At 34.5% G+C, this 23,360-nt stretch carries 19 protein-coding genes; all 19 read right to left on the reverse strand.

Annotated elements, in window-relative coordinates:
* Positions 1–51: 51 nt before the first annotated feature.
* On the reverse strand, positions 52–2,559 hold the full coding sequence (gene secA / locus DM447_RS14280) for a preprotein translocase subunit SecA (RefSeq protein ID WP_112181859.1): 2,508 nt from the start codon (positions 2,557–2,559) through the stop codon (positions 52–54).
* Between the two features lie 181 nt (positions 2,560–2,740).
* On the reverse strand, positions 2,741–3,355 hold the full coding sequence (locus DM447_RS14285) for a type 2 periplasmic-binding domain-containing protein (protein ID WP_112181860.1): 615 nt from the start codon (positions 3,353–3,355) through the stop codon (positions 2,741–2,743).
* 177 nt (positions 3,356–3,532) lie between these two features.
* Positions 3,533–5,848: an alpha-xylosidase gene (yicI, locus tag DM447_RS14290; protein WP_112181861.1), complete on the reverse strand. Its 2,316-nt coding sequence runs from the start codon at positions 5,846–5,848 to the stop codon at positions 3,533–3,535.
* Positions 5,849–5,862: 14 nt separating this feature from the next.
* Positions 5,863–7,893 carry a beta-galactosidase gene (locus DM447_RS14295; RefSeq protein ID WP_112181862.1) on the reverse strand — a complete coding sequence of 677 codons (2,031 nt, stop codon included), beginning with the start codon at positions 7,891–7,893 and terminating at the stop codon, positions 5,863–5,865.
* 16 nt (positions 7,894–7,909) lie between these two features.
* A complete protein-coding gene (locus DM447_RS14300; protein WP_112181863.1) occupies positions 7,910–8,812 on the reverse strand; it encodes an ROK family protein in 903 nt (300 codons plus the stop codon).
* 71 nt (positions 8,813–8,883) lie between these two features.
* Positions 8,884–10,554, reverse strand: coding sequence for an ABC transporter substrate-binding protein (locus DM447_RS14305; protein ID WP_112181864.1), 1,671 nt, complete (start codon positions 10,552–10,554; stop codon positions 8,884–8,886).
* Between the two features lie 59 nt (positions 10,555–10,613).
* Entirely contained in the window at positions 10,614–11,498 is an 885-nt protein-coding gene (locus DM447_RS14310) for a carbohydrate ABC transporter permease (protein WP_112181865.1), read from the reverse strand.
* A 59-nt stretch (positions 11,499–11,557) separates the two neighbouring features.
* Positions 11,558–12,574 carry an ABC transporter permease gene (locus DM447_RS14315; protein WP_369974646.1) on the reverse strand — a complete coding sequence of 339 codons (1,017 nt, stop codon included), beginning with the start codon at positions 12,572–12,574 and terminating at the stop codon, positions 11,558–11,560.
* Positions 12,575–12,798: 224 nt separating this feature from the next.
* Complete coding sequence (locus tag DM447_RS14320; protein ID WP_112181866.1) at positions 12,799–13,425, reverse strand: kinase; 627 nt, start codon at positions 13,423–13,425, stop codon at positions 12,799–12,801.
* Positions 13,426–13,478: 53 nt separating this feature from the next.
* Entirely contained in the window at positions 13,479–13,754 is a 276-nt protein-coding gene (locus tag DM447_RS14325; protein WP_112181867.1) for a hypothetical protein, read from the reverse strand.
* A 281-nt stretch (positions 13,755–14,035) separates the two neighbouring features.
* A complete protein-coding gene (locus DM447_RS14330; protein WP_112181868.1) occupies positions 14,036–14,560 on the reverse strand; it encodes a GNAT family N-acetyltransferase in 525 nt (174 codons plus the stop codon).
* 155 nt (positions 14,561–14,715) lie between these two features.
* Entirely contained in the window at positions 14,716–15,180 is a 465-nt protein-coding gene (locus DM447_RS14335) for a GNAT family N-acetyltransferase (RefSeq protein ID WP_112181869.1), read from the reverse strand.
* Between the two features lie 124 nt (positions 15,181–15,304).
* Complete coding sequence (locus DM447_RS18865; protein WP_112181870.1) at positions 15,305–15,619, reverse strand: TIGR04104 family putative zinc finger protein; 315 nt, start codon at positions 15,617–15,619, stop codon at positions 15,305–15,307.
* 112 nt (positions 15,620–15,731) lie between these two features.
* Positions 15,732–16,262, reverse strand: coding sequence for a hypothetical protein (locus tag DM447_RS14345; RefSeq protein ID WP_112181871.1), 531 nt, complete (start codon positions 16,260–16,262; stop codon positions 15,732–15,734).
* 618 nt (positions 16,263–16,880) lie between these two features.
* Positions 16,881–17,579 (reverse strand): dihydropteridine reductase, encoded by a 699-nt coding sequence (locus DM447_RS14350; protein WP_112181872.1) that lies wholly within the window; start codon positions 17,577–17,579, stop codon positions 16,881–16,883.
* A gap of 127 nt (positions 17,580–17,706) precedes the next feature.
* On the reverse strand, positions 17,707–19,077 hold the full coding sequence (locus tag DM447_RS14355) for a DUF4340 domain-containing protein (RefSeq protein ID WP_112181873.1): 1,371 nt from the start codon (positions 19,075–19,077) through the stop codon (positions 17,707–17,709).
* Positions 19,078–19,191: 114 nt separating this feature from the next.
* Complete coding sequence (locus DM447_RS14360) at positions 19,192–19,866, reverse strand: YesL family protein (RefSeq protein WP_112181874.1); 675 nt, start codon at positions 19,864–19,866, stop codon at positions 19,192–19,194.
* A 19-nt stretch (positions 19,867–19,885) separates the two neighbouring features.
* Positions 19,886–21,403 (reverse strand): response regulator transcription factor, encoded by a 1,518-nt coding sequence (locus DM447_RS14365; protein ID WP_112181875.1) that lies wholly within the window; start codon positions 21,401–21,403, stop codon positions 19,886–19,888.
* A gap of 112 nt (positions 21,404–21,515) precedes the next feature.
* Entirely contained in the window at positions 21,516–23,312 is a 1,797-nt protein-coding gene (locus DM447_RS14370; RefSeq protein WP_112181876.1) for a sensor histidine kinase, read from the reverse strand.
* Positions 23,313–23,360: the final 48 nt, after the last annotated feature.

Here is a 23,360-nt window from a genome sequence, read left to right on the forward strand (position 1 = left end):
ACAATAGACAAGACACTTCCAATTAAGGAAGTGTCTCTCTATCTTATCTCATTACTTACCATGACACTGTTTATACTTTTTACCGCTTCCGCAAGGACATGGATCGTTACGTCCAACGCTGTCTGCTTTGATAAAAGGTTGCTTTTTCTTTTTCTTCTTCTCTTGATCACCTGAAACTGCTGTTGCATCTTTTGCTACTTCTTGACGTTTTAAGTTTTCACGGACTTGTGCTTTCATTACATAACGTGCAACTTCTTCATTAATGGACTCAACCATTTGTTCAAACATCGCAAAGCCTTCCATTTGATATTCACGTAATGGATCATTTTGTCCATATGCACGTAGGTGAATACCTTGACGAAGCTGATCCATTTGATCAATATGATCCATCCATTTTGTATCAACTGTTCGAAGTACAATAACTTTTTCAAACTCACGCATTTGATCTGGTGTCAGTTCTTCCTCTTTTTTATCATATTTTTCATCGACTTTTTCAAGGATAAAATCGATCATTTCTTGAGGCTCTTTACCTTTTAGATCTTCCTCTACTAAATAGTCGTCTTCAACTAAATTAGCATGGACATATTCTATGATCGTTTGCGTTTCCCATTTCTCCGCATCATCATCTTGTGTATGTGTATGGACTGTCTGTTCTACTACCGTTTTAATCATTTCTTCGATAATATCACGTAAATTATCAGAATCTATTACATCAAAACGCTGTTTATAAATAATTTCACGTTGTTCACGTAAAACATCATCATACGAAAGAACTGTCTTACGTGCATCGAAGTTATTTCCTTCTACACGTTTTTGTGCAGATTCGACTGCACGAGATACAACTTTACTTTCAATTGGTTGGCTATCGTCCATACCAAAGCGATCCATCATGGCACGCATATTATCAGAACCGAATCGACGCATCAATTCATCTTCCATTGATAAATAGAACCTTGTAATACCTGGATCACCTTGACGACCTGAACGACCACGCAACTGGTTATCAATACGTCGAGATTCATGACGTTCTGTACCAATAACAGCTAATCCTCCACGTTCAATTACACCTTCACCAAGTTTAATATCCGTACCACGACCAGCCATGTTTGTAGCAATCGTGACTGCGCCAGGTTGTCCGGCATTTTCGATGATTTCTGCTTCACGATAGTGGTTCTTCGCGTTTAATACATTATGCTTCACGCCGGCCTTTTTAAGATAGTTTGATATTATTTCTGATGTTTCTACCGCTACAGTACCAACCAATACTGGTTGCCCTGCTTCGTATCGTTCTTTAATATCCTCAACCACAGCCTGGAACTTACCGTTAATTGATTTGAAAATTAAATCTGCTTTGTCATCACGGACAATTACACGGTTAGTTGGGATCGCAATAACAACCATGTTATATATATTCCGAAACTCTTCTTCCTCCGTTTTTGCTGTACCTGTCATACCTGCTAACTTATCATACATTCGGAAGAAGTTTTGGAATGTAATAGAAGCAAGTGTCATGCTTTCGTTTTGAATCTGTAAGCCTTCCTTTGCTTCAATTGCTTGATGGAGACCATCACTGTAACGACGTCCCTTCATTAAACGACCAGTAAATTGGTCAACAATCACGACTTGTTCCTCTTCGATAACATAATCCATATCGCGTTGCATCGCTACAGTTGCCTTTAATGCTTGGTTAATATGGTGTGTTAATGTTACATGATTAAGGTCAAACAAGTTTTCAATATTGAAAAAGCGTTCTGCTTTATTTATACCTTCTTCTGTTAATTGAACACCTTTTGTTTTCTCATCGTAGGTATAATCTGTTTCGTCCTTAAGTCCACCAATAAATGCATTTGCCTGGTTATATAAACTAGCAGATTTACGTGCAGATCCAGAAATGATTAATGGTGTACGTGCTTCATCAATCAAAATCGAATCGACCTCATCAATAATAGCAAAATGCAATGGGCGTTGAACCATTTGTTCTTTATACAGCACCATGTTATCTCTTAAATAGTCAAAACCAAATTCGTTATTTGTTCCATACGTAATGTCTGCTAAATAGGCAGCTCTTTTCTCTTCTTTAGTTAAACTATTGACATTTAATCCAACAGTCAGCCCAAGGAAGGTGAACAGAGCACCCATTTCACGTGCGTCACGTTCTGCTAAATATTCATTGACTGTAATAATGTGTACACCTTTACCTGTTACGGCGTTTAGATATGCTGGCATAGTAGAGGCTAATGTCTTACCTTCACCTGTCTTCATCTCAGCAATATCACCTTGATGCAATACTAAAGCTCCTAATATCTGAACTGGAAATGGATGCATATTTAATACACGTTTTGCTGCTTCACGCACAATCGCATAAGATTCTACTAATAAATCATCTAAAGTTTCCCCATCTTGATAGCGCTTTTGAAACTCTGTAGTTTTTTCACGTATTTCCTCATCAGATAACTTTTGATATTCTGGCTCCATCGCTTCTATTTCATCAACTGTTTTTTGCAATTGATTAAGTTGTCTCTGGTTACCGTCAAAAACTTTTTTTAGTAATCCACGCATGTCATACGCTCCTCTATTGATTAAAATGTTCTTTTTTTATATTATATCATGATACTATTCGTCTATTCTCAATCATAACACTAGCATTTCGTAATGACAAGAATTGAAAAAGTAGCGACTTTAGCTTAATAAGCAGTCACTACTTCTAATTACTTCCACGCATTTTTATTTTACATTCCATTCAGGGTAATAACACGTCCATTACACTTTGGACATATTCCAAATTGCTACTAGTAGCAGGTATGAGAATGAATGTGTCATTAAAACTCTCATCATCAAAATAAGCTATGTTTTTGGTGCTTATACCGTATACTTCATTTGTTCCAAAATCAATTAATTCGTATTGTTCTTGATTAAGCTGTTTCAAATCAATTACCTCAGAAAGGGGAAGAAAAATATCTTCTTCTATTAATTGTGTTGCTAGTGTTTCATCAGTTATCATAATATCGATCTGACCAACAGAAATAGCTGCAGACATTTTTTGCATTTGATCAAAGGCATTTTCTTCAATTTTACCACCTTTGTGTTGTATGTATTCAATGTATAATGTAAACGCCTCAAATGAATGTTCTGACAGGTCTTCTTCCACTTGTTCAATCACAGGTAAACTTGCTTCACTTACTACCATTATTTCCACAACTTTTTCTTCTTCTCCAAAAATATTTCCTATCATTATATAGAGAAATAAAACCGCAGAAACACTACCAATTATATGTAATTTATAATACTCCCAAATATAATCTATTTTTTCTCTTCTACTTGACATCGTCTTTAATGTGGCGATTAATCGCTTCATAAGATACCTCTCCTGTACAAAACAAATTGAAACATGCTACTGTACTTTCCACTGTTTTCTGATGCGTATATAACAAACGGCTCGACATGAAAAGTGAAACCATTTGAATACGCATCAAAATTAGATAAGTTTCGGAATTTATAGACCGCATCTTAAAACTAAAATCTTTTTCAAACGTTACAGCGTAATAGACAGTTTAGTAGTTCCAAGCTTTGGTGAGATCATTGTACCATATGAAACCAACTTTATGCTCCCATTTGATGCAGAAATATTACCTTTTTCTCCTATTAACTTTATGTGGTAAGGCTTTTCTGTTAAGTCTGTTTCAACCTCTAAAACGTTCCCTTGGCGTGAAACAGTTAACGAGCCAGTTAGTTTGCCAGAAGTATCATAGAGATGTTTCTCAACATGGGTACCTTCCTTAATCTGATATAATTCAAAAGTAACATTATTATTGTAGTCATATGAAGGTTTTTCCTCATTTACGCCAATTGGTAAAATACTATTCTCTCGAACAAACAATGGCAGATTAAAATAATCATAGTTTTGTTTAATCCATTTTCCACCTTCTACTTCTTCACCAGTTAAAAGCTGCGTCCACGTTCCTTCTGGTAAATAAAACGAACCGAGTCCTTCTTCATTGAAAATTGGTGCAACTAAAATGGAGTCGCCCAACATGTATTGGCGATCAAGTGTTTCACAAGCTGGATCTTCTGGAAATTCAAGTAGCATCGAGCGCATAACTGGAACCCCAGTCTTACTATTTGCTACTGCTTGCCCATATAAATACGGCATCAAACTATTTTTCAATTTTGTGAAATGGCGCGCAACAGCTACAGCCTCTTCATCAAAATTCCATGGTACACGATAAGAAGAGCTACCATGAAAACGACTGTGACTTGATAGTAAGCCAAATGCAGTCCATCTTTTAAATACATCAGGAGTCGCCGTATTTTCAAAGCCGCCAATATCATGACTCCAATAACCGAATCCGGATGTTGTTAATGATAAACCTCCACGTAAACTTTCCGCCATCGCCTCATACGTTGAATCACAGTCTCCACCCCAATGTACTGGGAATTGCTGTGCTCCTGTTGTAGCTGACCGTGCGAATACTACCGCTTCTTCTGATCCTTTTTCTTCTTTCAACAAATCATATACGACTTCATTATATTTATAAGCATAATAGTTATGCATTTTCTGGGGATCTGATCCATCAAAGTATACTACGTCTGTTGGTATTCTTTCGCCAAAATCTGTTTTAAATGAGTCTACTCCCATATCAATAAGCACTTTCAGTTTGGATTGAAACCATGTTGCTGCATCTGGATTTGTGAAATCAACTATGCCCATACCAGCTTGCCAACGATCCCATTGCCATACATCGCCATTTGCTTTTTTCAGTAAATAGCCGTTATCACATGCTTCTTTAAACAACTCCGATTTTTGTGCAATATACGGGTTAATCCATACACATATCTTTAATCCCTTATCTTTCAGGCGTTTTAGCATGCCTTCTGGATCCGGAAAATTACGTCGATCCCAGATAAAATTACTCCATTCAAATTCCTTCATCCAAAAGCAATCAAAATGAAATACGCTTAACGGAATCCCTCGTTTCTCCATACCATCAACAAAATGCATAACCGTTTCTTCATTATAATCAGTAGTAAATGACGTCGATAGCCATAGTCCAAAAGACCATGCTGGTGGTAATGCTGGTGTTCCAGTAAGTTCTGTATAGCGACTCACTACTTCTTTTGGTGTTGGACCATTAATTAAATAGTAATCCAAATATTCTCCCTCTACACTGAATTGAGAACGAGACACTAATTCAGATCCAAGCTCAAAACTAACTTCTTCTGGATGATTGACGAACACACCATAACCTTTATTACTTAAATAGAATGGAATATTTTTATAAGATTGTTCTGAACTTGTTCCACCATCTTTATTCCAACTATCTACTGACTGCCCATTTTTCACATAGGGCGTAAAGCGTTCGCCTAAACCATATAAATTCTCACCAACACCTAAACCTAATTGTCCACGCATAAATGTTTTTCCTTCTGGACCTTCAATCCATGCTAAACTTTTACTATCAACTGCCGTTAATTTTCCGATAGCGTTTTCAAAAACGAGGCCAAATACTTCCTTATTTATTGTCAATTTTAATTCTCCACTAGAAAAAGATACTGTTTCTTGTTCTGACGTAAGATCGATTGATTTTCGTTCTTCTTTCACGTCAAAATTCGGATACCTTTCTTTTCCACCTTTGAAATGCCAAGTTTGCACCCGTACAACGTTATTTATTGGTGCTGATAATTTAATAGTAAGTAATGGTCCATCTAGTGTATCACCACGGTGGTTTATAAACTTACAAGGAGCATATAATGTAACTGCATTCTCTTCTTCGATAACTTCATGTACGACTCTAGGAAAGTGAATCTGATACCCTTCTCTTTCAAGCCAATTTCCATCTGTGAATTTCATCTATTAAAACCCCTTTATTGTTGTTTTAAAACGAGCACATCTCGCGCTTTTATTTTACCTGTTCCGGTATACGTATCATTTGTAATCAGGTTGCTATATACTATTTCTCCAGCTTCAAAGCTTGCGTCTTCTGGATTATGGTTTATTACAAACAAGTAGGAAACCGAATCCTTCACACGCTCCGTTACTTCTACACCTTCTGCCGCTATCATCAATGTATCTATATTCTTATCTGTACAGATATTTTCAATAAAATCACGCATAAATGTAGGATCTGGACTTGACGCTACATAATACGCATCTCCTTGACCAAACGTATTCTTTGTTAAAACTGGCATTCCTTGATAAAAATCAGACCCATAGGTTGCTAGAACTTCAGCACCTTCTGCATGTATCAGATCAAATAAACTGTTACATGTGTACGAGCCTTGCAATGCGCCAATAGCTGTATCAAATACCATTGCATTTGTATGTGAAGGTTCTAATGCATCTATTTCTTCTGACCATATTCCTACTAGTTCACGAAGTTCACCAGGATAACCACCAAGTGTCACTAAATCATTCTCGTTTACAATCCCACTAAAAAATGTGGTAACAAATGTCCCCCCATTTTTAACGAAATGCTTCAAACGATCAGCATGACCTGCTTTGATCATATATAATACAGGCGCGATTACGACTTGATATTGACTCAAGTCTTCCTCTACACCGATGATATCAACTGGAATGTTCTTTTGATAAAAGGCGTCATAATATTTATGCACTTCCTTTACGTAATCAAACGCTACGGATGGACCACTTGATAAATGAATAGCCCAACGATTCTCCCAGTCAAACACGATTGCAACTTTTGCATGCGTCCTACTGTCAATAATCTGATCAGAAAGGATGCCTAATTCTTCACCTAATTTTGCACTTTCTTTAAATACTCTTGTATGTTCATGGCCAACATGTTCAATTACAGCCCCATGATATTTCTCTGTTGCACCACGTGAACGTCGTAATTGAAAAAACATTACCGTATCTGCACCATGGGCAACTGCTTGGTAGCTCCAAAGTCGCATAACGCCAGGTCGCTTTAGTGCGTTAAATGCTTGCCAGTTTTGTTGACTAGGCGTTTGCTCCATTAACATAAAAGGTTGACCACTTTTTAAGCCGCGCATTAAATCATGTGTCATTGCCGTCATGCTTACTGGTGTGTCAATTGATGGATAGTTATCCCATGATACAACGTCCATCTCTTTTCCCCACTTGAAGTAATCCAATTCCGGGAAAAAGCCCATTAAATTTGTTGTAACTGGAATAGCGGGTGTATGTTTTTTTAATTGATCCCGTTCTAGTTTAAACACATCTAGTAGACTATCAGATTGAAAACGACGGTAATCTAGTGAAATTCCTTGAAAATTCGTATTATTGCCATGTTCCCATTCTTCACTTAAAGCATTAGGCACGACTATTTCATCCCACTCGTAAAATGTATGCCCCCAAAATGTCGTATTCCATGCCTGATTAACTGCATCAAGTGTCTGATAACGATCTTTGAGCCAAACTCGAAATTCTTTTTGACAGTTGTCACAATAACAATATCCACCATATTCATTTGAAACATGCCAAATCAAAACAGCTGGATGATTTTGATAACGTTCAGCTAATTTTTCTGCCATTCTACTTGCATATTTTCGATAGGTGGGACTATTGGGACAAGAGTTATGTCTACCACCGAACTGACGCTTTCTCCCTTCGTAATCTACGCGTCGCACATCAGGATAACGCTTAGCCATCCAAGCTGGGTGTGCAGCTGTACTTGTAGCTAAACAAACATACACATTCTTTTCATATAGACGGTCAATCGTTTCATCGAGCCAACTAAAATCATACGTATTCTCAGATGGTTGGTTAAGTGCCCAAGAAAAAACATTGATAGTTGCAACATCAATACCTGCTAATGTAAACATCCGTTCATCTTCTGACCAAGTTTCTTGGTCCCATTGCTCTGGATTATAGTCTCCCCCATACCAAATCTTCGGTAATGCTTTATTTATCAATTCAATTCCTCCTGCCTTAAGTGTGTAGTTGCTCTGTCTGAACCGCTTTAAACAAAGCACCTAAAAGTCCTGCATTATTGTGGTGGTGGCAAGCCTCAATTGGCACTTTAATGTCCTTCCAATTATAAATTTGCTTTAATTTATCGTTAATTCTCTCGTACAAGTCTTCTCTTACACTAATTGCGCCACCGATTAAAATTTTCTCAGGATTTAATGTAGCAACGAGATTAAATATGCCTGCACTTACATAGGAAAACCAGCGATCAAGCATTGCTTCAACTTCAGGATTAACAAGGGCATCTTCAAATACTATTTCACCTTCTATCCTTGTTTCTTGATCGATTTTTTTTATCTCTTTATAGTTATTAATTAAGGCACTTGTTGAGGCAATATCGTGTAAATTCTGATAACCATTGTCTAAACCATTTACGGTCATTAGACCAAACTCACCTGCCTGAAAAGCATGACCATGTACAATCTCACCATTAATAAAAATACCGCCACCGATTCCAGTTCCAATCGTCATACAAATAAAATCGTTACAATTGATAGCGTTCCCACTATGTTTCTCAGCAAGTGTAGCACAATTGGCATCATTCTCTATGATAATTGGTAAGGAAGTTTTTTGACTGAGTAGCGTTCTTATATTTGTTCCATCTAGAACATCTATTGCACCAGCAAGTGCTGCAAATCCAGTACTAGGATTAATAAAGCCTGGAAAACTAATTGCTATCTTTTCGATTACATTTGTCGCTGTTATGGTCTCAATAACATTTACCATATCAGCTATAAATTGATCAGCTGTTTCTTTTCTAGTTGGATAGCTCGATTTCTTAATAAATTCTCCTTCAGCGGTTAATATTCCATATTTAACGTTCGTTCCACCGACATCAAAACACAAATAGAGCTTTGTATTCATTTACTTCACATCTTTCTTTTTTTAAAATACAAGCCCGTATCCGTATGGAAACAGGCTTGTTACATGTTCTATTAGTTTGTTTGCCAAAGTTCGATAACATCTTGCGTCATTTGCGTCATATCTTGATTTGCCTTTTCAATATCCATTACTTCTAGATCTTTAATCATGCTTTCCCACATCTCGTCAAACTCTGCTGGATCAGCTAAAATTGCTTGTGTTATTCGTTGTTCAGTTAAATCATCCGCTTTTTGCTGAATAATTTGAACATCACTACCAGATGGAATAGTATAGTTTGCAACCGTACCATGTTTTGTTACACCTAAATCTTCTGTTGCAGGGAACCACTCAATCCAGTTAGTCATGCCATATTCTGCTAACACTTCTTTTTCAACACTATTAAAGTTGTCAATAATATCTTGTTCTGAATTTGGTGTAATCGATTGACCAGTCGAATCAACTGCACCGTTACCCATTTGTGGGAATGGATAGATATAATATCCTACACCCGTTTCCTTGCCATATTCACTATCCGTGTTCATACGCTCACGGTCTTCTTCTTTCATTACCCGTTTACCATCAACTATGTCATAGTTTTCTCCTTCAATACCCCAGTTAACAAGAATCTGAGCTTCTTCTGATGCCATCCAATCTAAAAATTCAAATGCTTCATCTTGATGTTCACTTGTAGAAGAGATTGCAATACCCCATCCACCAGCAAAACCATAGTCTTGTAATCCTTTAGATTGATAGTCATCACCAAGTGTTACAGGTAATGGTGCGTACGTTCTTTCTTCTCTACCGTCTGATACTAACGCTTTATCTGCATCTGCGATATCCCAATCTTGGTCAGCAACACTTAATACACGACCGGATGATAATTTGGAAATATACGTATCATACGTATGGGTAAACGATTCTGGATCTAACAATCCTTTTGCATTCATCCCATTCAGCCATTCAAAATATTCCTTCATTTCTGGAAGTAAGAACTTATAAGTTGTCTCTCCAGTTTCATTATCAACAGCCCATTGGCCATTATCCTCAAGACCTGCTGCAAAACCAGCTGGGTTACCAACAGTAATCAACCAACGCCAATCACTACCTAGTAATGATAAAGGTAACGTTTTTTGACCGTCTATTTCTGGATACATCTCATAGTATTCTGTCAGTGCCGCTTCAAATTCTTCTAATGTGTTAATTTCCGGATATCCCAATTCACGTAGGACATCTAATTGAAGTTGGAACGTTCCACTCGTTGCCCAATATGCATTTTCTACACCATAGGTTCCTACTGTATATATGCTTGGATCATCAAGTGTATTACGTAAACGGTTTAAATTATCGCCATAAAGCGCTTTCAAATTATCGCCTTTTTCTTCAATTAACTCATCTAATTTAATTACGCCACCAGCGTCAATCAGCTTTCCTATATCACCTTTCGCATAAATTAAATCTGGATAGTCCCCACTTGCTATCATTAATGGAATTGTTTCATCATTTCCACCAACTGGATAATCAATGTCTAATTTAACACCAGTTTCTTCTGTGATTTTTTGAGCTACAGGATCATTAAACTCTTTCTCTTCCCCGTCGGCACTAAAGAATGTAAGTGTGACTGGTTCATCCGAATTTCCTCCATCATTTGAATCGTCTGATGAACTTGACGAGTCGTCACTACATCCTGCTAAGATAAGTGCACCAAAGATCAATACCAACATGAATATAGATAAATGCTTTTTCATCATTTCCCCTCCATTTTTTGTAAATGAATACTTTATATTAATTTTCATTAATAACATAATTAACTTTTCACAGCACCTAAAGTAAGTCCTGTAACGAAATATCTTTGTAAGAATGGATACACCATTAAAATTGGTACTGTTGCAATAATAGTGATTGCCATTTTAATAGATTGTGGATTTGTTTGACCTGCTAAAACCTCAGCATTTTGTGAGGTGACATCTCCACCCGAGATATTAGCATTGTCGAGTATTTTCATTAACTCAAATTGCAAAGTAGTTAAATTATCACTTGATCTAGCATATAAATACGTATCAAACCACATATTCCATTGCCCTACCGCCAAGAACAGAGCGATCGTCGCGATAACTGGTAAACTCAATGGAATCACGATACGCCAGAAAATAGTAAAGTCATTTGCTCCATCAATTTTTGCTGATTCTGTCAACGCCATTGGTATGTTGTCCATAAAGGACCGGATAATAATGACGTTAAATGCTGTAATTAACAATGGTAGAATATACACCATAAAGTCATTAATTAAGCCAAGCTCTCTAATTAACATATAATCAGGAATTAATCCTCCACTGATAAACATCGTAATTACTAATAAAAAACCTACTTGCTTATTAAAAATAAAATCACGACGACTTAGTGTATAAGCTAGCATAGTGCTCGCAATGATACCTGTTATCGTCCCAACTACAGTTCTTAGAATCGACATAAATAGTGCTTGTAATAGTCGATCATTACTACCAAAAATTTCCGTATAGTTTGCAAAAGTAAATTCTCTTGGCCATATATTAATCCCGCCTCTAGCGGTATCTATCGCATTATTTAATGAGATTGCTAGTATATTTAAAAATGGATAGAGTGTAAGAACTAATACGAAGAACATTAAGATTAATAGTAAAATATCAAACATTGTAAACTTTTTCTTAGCCATGGTGTTTCTCCTTTCCATAATGTGCCTTGGTATGAAGGATAATCTATTTATAAATTGTATTAAAATACTCTTCCTTCACCTATTCGTTTGGCAAAACCATTTGCTATTAAAATCAGGATAATACTTATCACGGATTTAAATATACCAATTGCTGTACCAAAGGAATAACGGAACATCCCAATACCATAATCTAGAGCATATAAATCAATAACTAGTGCTTTATCCGCAACAACGTTATTTCCTAATAGCATTTGTTTTTCAAAACCAATGTTTATTAAGTTTCCAATGCTTAAAATTAATAGAACGATAATGACCGGGCGAATACTTGGTAATGTGATATGCCACATTTGGCGAAACCTGCTGGCACCATCTACTTTTGCTGCTTCATAAAGCTGTGGGTCAACACCTGCCATTGCAGCAAAATAAATAATTGCATTCCAACCCATTTCTTTCCAAACATCTGATACAGTTATAATGCCCCAAAATAGATCAGGATTGGACATGAAACTGATTGGTCCATCAATGATATTTAAACCCATTAATACTGCATTGATCGGTCCATCTTGCGATAGCATAGTTGTCACGATATTCGCTACAATAACCCAAGATACAAAGTGCGGTAAATAAGATACCGTCTGGGTAAACTTCTTGAATGTCTGAAATCGCATTTCATTTAGTAATAATGCGAAAATAATTGCGGCTAATGTACCAAATATTATTCCTAAAATCCCCATGCCCAATGTGTTTTCTAAAGCTTGATAGAACATTGGCTCATTAAATAAATCTTTAAAGTGATCCAAGCCTACCCATTCTTGATTAAATAAACCATTCTGTGGTTTATAATCTTGAAATGCCATTGTCCACCCTGCGATTGGTATATACTTAAAAATAAATAACCAAAGTATAAATGGTAAGGCCATTAAAATTAATGCCTTCTGATTATTAACTCTTTTCCAAAAGCCATTCTTTTTTGGTTGAAGCTGTGGTTTTTTGGCCTTTTTATCTAATCCAATCTTTGTAGCTGTATCAACAGCGAGGTTTGATTGCTCTCCACTTGCTTTCATATGTTTACTCATTTTATATTCTCTCCTTACTGCATGATGAGTAGAAGTACCTTTTCTTTATATTTATATTATATAAGTAAACGCTTACAATAAAAACAGAACAATAAGGATATAAAATCATGTAAAAACAAGAGGTCTTGTTTTTAAACCTTCTCTACTACCATGTCCCCACTAATCCTGCAATGAGTAATAATGAAATCGAAGCGATCTGAAAACTTCAAGCAATTTATTTTAGTTTAATTTTGAATCACTAAATCAGCTCTTTCTAATGGTGAAACTCTTCTCATATAATGGTCTTCTGCTTTCCAGTATCTCTTTTCAAATTTTTCGATATTACTTTGTGTTACATCACTTTCACGATTAAATCTCTTTTCTCTTGAACAATCCAAATAAACCATAAAATCGTAGAAATGTCTCCACTCTTTTCGTTGTAAAAATACGCCTTCGATTATAATTAGACAAGTATCAGGTATTTTAACTGTCTGTAATTTTTGTTTATCAGAACTATAATCATAAGTTAGTAAGTTTAGTTCATTCGTTTTTTTTAGTCTGTTGAATAAATTCTCTTTGAGCCCCTCTATATCCCATTGCAAATGGTAATACTCATACCACTCATCATCGCCAGTGTTATAGCGCCTTTTTCTTTCTACAATGTAATCATCTATATGAAAAATACAAACCGAAATGTTTTTTTCCTGAATATACTGTTCAATGTATCTTACAAATGTTGTTTTCCCTGAACGAATTAATCCATCTATTCCAAGAACAACTTTTTTACCTTGTTCAACTTTAGGGATTTCCTTCAATATATTTACTATTTTGTCTTCCAAGCCATTCCCACCCCAATTTAAATATTTCCCCATCTATTAACTTACATATTAGCGAAACATCGTACACGCTATCATAATATAAACTACTATTCTGAAATGGTGGAAACAGGTGAATCTTGTTTCTCCCAATTACTTGGCCCTTCATTCGGTGTGATAAATTTTCTCCAGTATTCACCAGTCTGTTTATCAAAGATGATAATGTTAGATTCATTTGGAGATAAAAATTCATATCTGAACTGTTCTTGTTCTGTCTTTACTTCTATCTCCTGACTGGAACTTAATGATTGTGAGATAAACCAACTTCCCGCAAGAATACACAAACCTAAAATGATAATGGATAAAGACTTTAAATTATTATTCAAAATATTCCACCCCTTAATAATATGTATTATTCAATTAACCTACTGAGTTACTTCAACAACTTTTTGTTCGCCAAATTATCTACCCATATATAAATCTAATTATTTATTTGTCTATTTCATTTTACATTAACGCTCTTCTACTAAACCCACTAAGTATTCAAACACTGTTAGACACATAGTTATTTTAAATTAAAATCCTCTTAAATCCATTAAATGAAAGATAGGGATGCTGTTATCGATAATCCCTTGTTTAACTATTACATCCGTTAATGTAATAAGACTCAAAGTTCTATCCAATATCTATTTATAATATTTCCATCTTCCTCTGTAAAATCTGAGTCAGGAATACCTCCACTCTTAAGTATTGTTTTGAATGAACCTACATTATCATGATCACAAACTACTAAAGCTTTTTTTATACCCAATTCTTTTGCTTTTATAAGAGATAAAGCCAATAATCTTGTTGCAAAGCCTTTTCTTCTTTCTGAAGGACGGATACCGTAACCAATATGTCCGCCACTTTCTAACAGAATATTTGTTAATTGGTGCCTTATATTAACTGCCCCAATAATTACATTCATATCGTTTATTAACCAATATGTTGAATGAGAAACCCACCCTTTTGGAAGGTTAGTAGCACTTTCATTATCTTCTAAAGAAGATACCATACTCTCAAAGTTTGAAGGGTCATTTTGAATAACCCAAGGTACCATATTTTCACCACTATCTAGCCACTCGCTATAAAAATTGAGATACTCTTCCTTTAAATTCACTGTTGGTTTAACTAAATACAAACTATATCCCATTGAACAATCTCCTCGTCTTATTAACTCCACTTCAGCATAGTCAGAACACGCTTCTTTGTTCAACAAACCTGCTACGTCAGCTCAACAAGCAATTAGAGCTGCGACATCAACAGCACCTTGTTCCACTAAACAACCAATTTCTTTAACAGGAGTTTTTAACATTTATACTCCATCTTTAGAAACTCGAATGTACTTCCATTTGTATCTTGCATAAAAGTCTCTATACCTTGAAATCCGACCTTTCTATATAACTTTATTGCTCTTTGATTAAAAGTTGCAACTGATAATGTGATTTTTTTAGGTTTAATTTCAGATTGAATAAAGTTAATACCTGCCCTCAAAAACTCTGCACCATTGCTTTGTCCAGTTAAATCAGGTCTCATTCCTAAACCAATATCACAAGTTGTGACGGCAACTTTACTAAAACTTAAGAACGCAACCAATTCATTTTCTTTTGTTACAGCAAATGTTGATTTCCCTCGCTCTTCTGGGTTTAAAAATTCAGCTAAATCTTCTTCATCAGATTCCATATTATAAAATGAATATTCGCCTTCATAATGCCAGTTAAATGCAATATTTTCTGCTTGCTTTTGTGTCATGACACTAAATTCATAAGCCATTTTAATTCTCCATCGTTTCTAAATATATTTTCTCTCCTTGTTCAACTCTGCGGTTCGTTAGTCCACTACAGCTTTTCCAGTATCGCTCACGTTTGTTAAATAAAACTATATCAACTTCTTTTTATTAATTCGATTCATAATCAGTACGGTATTTGGATTTAAATTTAGCAATGAAAGGAAATAAAATTGAGGGAATGCCTATTGATATTAATACCGCCAATAAATAATAAACAAATGAGGTATATAAAAACCCTTCTATTAAAAATAACGTTAATGAAAGTATCACTAGCATCATCAAAAACACGATGACCTTTGAAGAAGTTTCTATAAAATGTTCTGTATCACATTCCTTGCAATTCATAGGTTGATTATTTCCGATTTGGGATTTGTAAATTTGGCTCCAGCTAAATTTAATTAAACATTTCTCGCACCTTTGCACAGTAGAACTACCCCCACTCCTTTAAAATTAACTTGCGTATTTGTTTTACAATGTTAATGTTGAATTGTACTCTATAGCGATACTGAAAAAAACTTCCAAAAATACGAGAAACCTATTCTAAGAAAAACTCTAAAAAGGTAATAACGTAATATGCAAAGAAGAAGTTCAGTGCCTGCATCACTAAGAAAACAACGAAAATAATTATAAAGTTTCTCATAGTTGATTGTCTTATTTGTAGATAGTAACCTATTCCCCATATAACATAAATGAGCATGATTTGTATGTGTTCTGCTAGGTAGGGATCTTGTTGTGGAACGAAATGCTGTCCGAAAACCGAAAAGAAGCCTAAAACTAATAAAATAACAAGTAATATAAAATTTGTTATATGAATTACTTTTCTAATAATTCGAGAATTGTTTAATATAATTCCTACGATCATTTCAAGAACCGCAAGCACCAATGCACATATCATAATTATAAATTCCATTTGAAACACATTGAAAAGTAATAACAAAACTACCAAAACAAAATGGACAACTGCAGAAATATATAAACCTATCGTTTTTTTAGAAAATACGCTATAAATCGCATAGACTAATCCCACCAATGCTATTCCTGCAATCCAAACAGCCCAAGACGTCACTCAAAACTCCTCCTTATAGCTATCCTTTGATTACAATTTTCAACAACCCAACAATTCCTCATATCTATACCATACCAGAAACTTAAAAGTTTTTGCTGTTATATTCCATTAATATGTAAATATTCAATTCAAACAAAAACATGGGTGTCCCAAATTCCTTTCAACTCAGGGAATTAAAGAATACTTAGCTTGATCTAGCGAAAGATTAAAACCATCAATGTTTCACACCATATTCGTTTTATTCAGTCTATTTTTATTATTTAAATGAGGAAGGACATAATCGATATTTAAACTTAAAACAAAACTATAGCAAAGGCATTAGCAGTGATCTTAAGCTGGGCACTATACGGAGCGTTAATTATTGGATGCAACATCAAATGCAAAAAGATATGGAGGGATGTAAACTAATATAGGTTTTTTATGAAATCTAACTATTTTCATTTCTAAATATAAAAGAGCCTGTTTTTTAAAACAGACTCTTAAGAGTATTTTCGGACACTTCCATCTTCCACAATTCTGCTAGAAGCAATTGCTCTCATTCTGATATCGCACCAATTAATTGAACATCTATTTAGGGGTTATCATTAAAAATATCTCGGGTTAAACTTACAAGATTAATCATAAAAAATTAGGCAGTTGTTGTTCATGCTTATCGAGCATAATCTGTTCTGGGTTGATGCCTTGCTCACGTAGTACTTCAATATTTTGGACAAGGAATTCGTCACTACCGACAATATAAAAGTGTCCATCCTTGTCTGAAGCGAGATTTTTCACTTCTTCATAGAAGTCTTTACGGTTGTCGACGAACCGTGACGTAAAATTCTTCTCAGATGCGGTTTTAAAAATGTTAGTGAATAAGAAATCTTTTGATGAATCGATGTTCAAGGAATGAATTTGATTAACGTTGTCTTGATGTTCGAAATAGTTTAGTACAAGCGGTCTAAAAGTCGCCAAGCCGACTCCTGATGATAGCAGGTACACATTTTTGTCTTCTCTTTTAAGCGGTATATTTGAATGCGTTTTAAAGATTGCAACTTCATCGCCGACTTTAAGATTTCTTAAAATCGCTTTAAACTCAGAACACTGCTCTTTAATACGTGTTGTGATTCCAATTAAATTTTCGTTCGGTAAAGTGGAGATTGACATATGGCGAATTAGGCTGCGGTTTGGTTTTTCTCCTGCATTAAAACCTTCCAGTGCGAAGTGGATGTGTGCTCCCTCTTCCCATGTATAGTCTTTCGGACAGTCGAGTAGGTACGTTTTCACCTCAGCCGCTTCTTCAATGATCTTATTTATTTTAGTCCAGTATATTTGCATGATATATTCCCCTTTATTATACGTATTGTTACTATTTAATGTACACTAATTAATAACTATTATCAATTAAAGGGATCTTCCTTTACACAACTAGCCATCGGAAAAATTATAGTTTACGAGAAGCCTTTTATTTTGTAATCTTTTTCATCTCTTCTAGCATCTGACTAACATCATCTTTTAAGACTAAGAAGTCTACTACTTCGTCAACAAATACAGCGTAATGTGTTTCATCATATGGCACAAATGCGACGTTAACTTCTTTTTGTTGATCATTTTCTATATTTATGACATATGTCAACTCTATTTCTGGATCTTGATAAGTGACATCATCCTTAGCTACTTTATCCACCTTCAAACCCGCTACAAACTTATACGCATCACGAAATGTATCTTCGTCTAATATTTTGTCATCTAAACGAAAAGTAGAAGCAATTTCCTCTTCACCCTCCGCGTTTATTTCCGTAGTATGTTCCATCATAATAGCAGCCGAAATTTCTGCGGACTCTATTTTTAGTTGATTCATAACATCTAGAGCAATAATTTTTACATAACCATCCAATAGATCAAATGCCTGATAGCTATATAAATCTAATAACTGATTATTAATCGTAAAAACAGTTGATTTACCGTCTAACATAGCATAATAATTACCACCAGCAGCTGGATCACCAATTATTATTTTTTCTGTTTTTTCAGCTGACCCTAACGTTATTGTGAAATCTGCTTCATCTAATCCATATTCGCTCAAATCAGTTGGATTGGTGGAAACTAGTTCAGTCATTTCAAATTGATCAATTGCATAAATCATATCTGACATTTTAGAGTATGCTGCGTTATAATATCCACTATAAGGCACATGCACATACCATCCCGTTATGTTTGCACGTGATTCTTCTTCAGGATAAGGAGCATCATTTGTAAGTTCTATTGTTTCTGCTCCATTATCTATCGTCATCTTATTAACTGTTTCAGATGTAATCGTAATAATTTGATTATCTGTGTAACCTTGCTTTTGTAATGGCAACGTTTCAATTAATGTGCTTGCAACAAGATAGATGGTACCCGCATTTTGATTCTCTACGTAATAAGCGGAACCTGCTGCATTTAAATCACCGATTGTCCATGTTTCTTCTGTATCTTTATCCGAATAGCCAACCTTCAACTTAATTTGTGGAAAATCTAATCCGACATCCTTTTTCTTCACATCTACTTTTTCACCTTCTAAGCTAAATAAGGTTGTTAAAGCACTCTGTATTTTTTCTTGATCTGCAGCTTGTTGACTATCTTTAATCGTCCATGTTTCTTCTTCAACCTTTTCTAAGGTAACCGTGTTATCCATTTGTATTGTTACTTGATCTACCTTTTCACTCTCTGTAATCAAAATTTCAGGTGATTGCTTAATTCCATTGGCAACTTTTTCTTGATCAGTTAAAAAAAACAATAGCACGGCCAAACCAATTATCACGATGCTGATTATCAGTAGATACTTACGTTTCATGATAAAAACCTCACAGACTGTTATTTATTTACTAGTTTAATCAATTTTATAATACCAATTTAGTCACCACTTATATTCCAAACCATCTATTTTATGAGTGGTTTGATATTGTAATTATGAAATTGACTCAGTTGATAAATCAATTTCCATTTGTTTAAGTGGGCGTTGAATATTAAACATGATGAAAAAACAGGTTATGCTCATTAAGAAAAGGATAAAAATACTTGGGACTGCATAATAGATAATTCCTAGTGCAACAATGGTTGTCATATTTAATAAGGTAGTTTTAAAAAAACGGAAATTCGCATAAAACGAAACTAGAAACAAATTTTTTATTTTCACTTCAAAACGTGTCATAAGTGGTAACGCATAAAGCATAATTGCTACATTTACCAAGATAAACACTAAAAATATTGGAGATAATAGTGAAAAGTATAAATTTCCATAATGAATATCGATAATTAGAATAGTTATAACAGACCATTGTATTAGCCAATACTTCATTGTTACCTTGAAGTTAGTACCATAAAAATGCCAATAATCCTTTGTTGGTTGAATAACCTTATCTTTCACTAATTTATCCATAGTTGCTAATAAAGCAGTAATTGAAGGACCAAAAGGGAGAATAGCTACATAAAACAAAAGAATGTTTTCTATTGTAAACTCGACAAAGTAAAACGCGAAAACGAATAGGCTATTCGCTATAAAAAAATAAAAATTAGTGACTAAAAATGCATAAATATAAGTAATCACATTATATATTGGTCTATCTATAATTGAATTTGCCACTTTTATCCCCCACTAGTCTTTATAAAATTGAACGTTCTTTTCTACTTTCTTTTTGATACTCTTTAGGACTCATCCCTACATGTTTCTTGAATTTTTTATAAAAATAATCCATATTACTGTAGCCAACTAAATCCGATACTTTATATACTTTATAATCTTGTTTCACTAGCAATTGTTTAGCTTTTGCAATCCTAATCTTATCTAGATAGGTATGAAAGTGCTCACCTGTGTGGATTTTAAACTTCTTCCCTAAATAAGAGCTGTTATAATTAAATAAATTAGCTAAAACTTTTAAATTTAAATCCTGATAATAATATTGTTGTGTATAATTTAATATCTTTTTCATATTGTCTTCAGCAGATAAAGAAAATCCATTGATTTGTTTTGCAAGTAACCAAAGTCTTAATTCAATAACATTAAACAACTCTTGGATATTGTTTGTCTGGTAAACTTGTTTAACAAATGGCTCTTTTTCTCCTATTTGCAAGTCTTGATAAGTTTTTGACATTTCCTTCATTATTTCTGATACAAATTCAATCATTTCTGCCTGAATTCGACTTTTTTCAAATTTTGCGAGTTGATAATACCGAATGAGTACTTTTGATTGTTCTTCTAATTTGTTTCTATCTTTGAATTCTAAAGAACGAATAATGATGGAAGAGATTTGGTTATAATCGGGTTCTGCTATTCTTTCATTATCAAGTATCGAATACGTCAAATATGGCGTATCTCCAAAACAATAAGCAAGTTTGTCAATTTGGTCTATTTGTCGAAGTGCTAAGCCAATTTCACTAAGAGATTGAAAAGAATTTGCTAGATAACCTTTAATTGGATTAGTAACAAGCTCCTGGATTTTATCGTTAAAAAGTGTAAGATAGGCTATTACTTCCTGCTCCTCACAGGAAATACATAATAAATAAATCGCCCGATCTTTCCAAATTAACTTCACTTTTTGTGTTTCATATGGTTTTAAAATTTCTTTTATTTCTTGCTTTTTCATGTCTTCATCAGCATGTAAAACAGCTAAATGAAAGTGATCTGGGCTTATTTCCATAAGATTTTGTATCTGCCTATCATCCGCTCTTCCTTCAATTACGGATTTCCACCTTTGTTCTTCAGAAAGCTGTTGATACTGTGTTAATTGGGTGTGTATTTTTTTATCATTCGTTAGGGCAGTCTTAATCTCAGCTAATATCGCAACCAATTCATCTTCATCTATTGGTTTTAGGAGATAAGATTCAATACCTAATTTAATCGACTGTTTTGCATAAGAGAAACTAGAATAGCCTGATAATACAATAAATTTACACGTGTATCCTTCTTGTTTGGCTTTTTCAATTACTTCTATACCTGACATACCTGGCATTCTAATATCTATTAAAACCACTTCTGGCTGATGAATTCGAATCTTATTCAGACCATCACGACCATCTAACCCAACATCACAGATTGTAAAACCATACCGTTCCCACTCTATTACTTGCCGTAAACCTTCTCTAATTAAAGGTTCATCATCAATTAGCAACACCATAAACATGATAAAACAACCCCTTTATCATTGAATCGTCACTATATATCTTTTTCTTTCTGAATCCTTTCGCAGATACTAATTCTTTTCAACATACAAACTTGGTGGAAAATGCAATTTTTTAAAACTTCTTTTTGATTACTGGTAAACTAAAGACTACTTTCGTTCCTTCATTTTGTTTGCTAGTTATTTCAATTCCGTAGTCCATGCCGTAGTATAACTGGATGCGCTGATGAACATTACGCACACCTATTCTTTCGCCATCCGGCTGATCTGTCTCTTCATTTAAACGTTGATAAACTTGTATTAGACGTTCACGCGACATGCCCACTCCGTTATCCTCGACAGTTACTTGTAGATGTTGTTCTCTCTCCTCCACATGGATTTCCACCCATCCAGGTCCTTCCTTTGGTTCAAGTCCATGAATAATGGCATTTTCAACGATCGGCTGGATTAATAACGGGAACAACTGATATTTCTTTATGTCGCAGTTCAGTTCAAATTGGTAACTGAACTTCTCACCAAAACGCATGGTTTGAATTTCTAGATACGTAGTAACCAAATCGATTTCTTTTTTTAATGGCACAGGTAGGTCTGTTCGTTCTAATGCAGATCGCATCATTTTACTTAACTTTTGAATAATCTCAGCAACTTCTTTATCTTTATTTAATAAAGCCTTCATTCGAATCATTTCTAACGTGTTATAAAGAAAATGTGGATTTATTTGGCTCGAGAGCATTTTAAAATCTGTTTCTTTTTGCTTTCTACGCCACCTCTCCTCTTTAATCTTATGAACATAGACTTCATCAATCAATTTTTGAATACTCTGGGACGTTTGGTAAAGTTCGTCATATACTTCGCCAATTTCATCTTTACCTGGAATCTCTTTTTTAATATTAAATTTGCCCTTTGCTACGCGAAACATTGCTTTTTTTAACGTATTAATTCGAACATTAAAGGTTTTAATAAAAATAATAATGGAAAAGATAGATACACTTAATGCAGCCAGTATGACCATAAATCCGCGAAAGAAAATGTGATTCGGTGCTTGCATAATTTCTTCTACTGGTACAATACTCGCCACTTGAATGTCGTTACTCAACGCTCGTTCTGGTTGAAAAGTGTGGACATTAATCTTTACATCTTTTTCTTCATAGTGTTTATCGATGACATAATTAGAATGTTCACTTTTTTCATTTGATTCTAGAAAGGCTGGATAGTCACCGATCTTTCTTTGGTCTTGGTGATAAACAATGACTTCTTCGTCCAAGGTGATAAAAACATCTTGTAATTCACCTATTGATATCTCTTTTAATTTATCTGGTGAAACATAAATACTTAAAACTCCTAAAAATATATTATCCTGATCATAAATTGCACGAGTTAAGGTTAAAAAGGAATCTCCAGTATATTCTTCCTCTTTAAAAACCCAGTAGATTTTGCCTTTGTTTTCCACCGCTTGTTGATACCATTTTTCTTGCATTGTATTTTTATCAGCATGAATAAAGTGCGAATTCGTAATCATTTGCTTACTCATATGAAATTGAATATTCTCGATTTCATCATAATATTTTAAATATTCATCAAAAATTGGATATTCATTATATGCGTTATACACTTGTAAATTCGTAAGATATTCTTGATGCAATAAATGTTGCATGTCTTCACTTAAGTAGATTAAATCGGAAATACTAGTGACACGATTTAAAATCGTATCAAGTCGCATTTCTAATTTATCTACATTCGATTCAGCTTCGTATACAGCATTGCTTAACACAACATCACGCGTTGCATAATTCATATAAGCACCTACCAACAAGATTGGTAGAACTGTTGCAAGGAGATAAATACCTAACAGTTTGTGGCGAATTTTTAAATCTTGTAACAGCTTTCGCGCCTTTTGTATAATCTGTCGCATATTTATCCCCCACAACTAGATTACTTCTTTATTTTGTAATCGTTTACA

The organism is Paraliobacillus zengyii (genome assembly GCF_003268595.1).
GTDB classification, from domain to species: Bacteria; Bacillota; Bacilli; order Bacillales; family Amphibacillaceae; genus Paraliobacillus_A; species Paraliobacillus_A zengyii.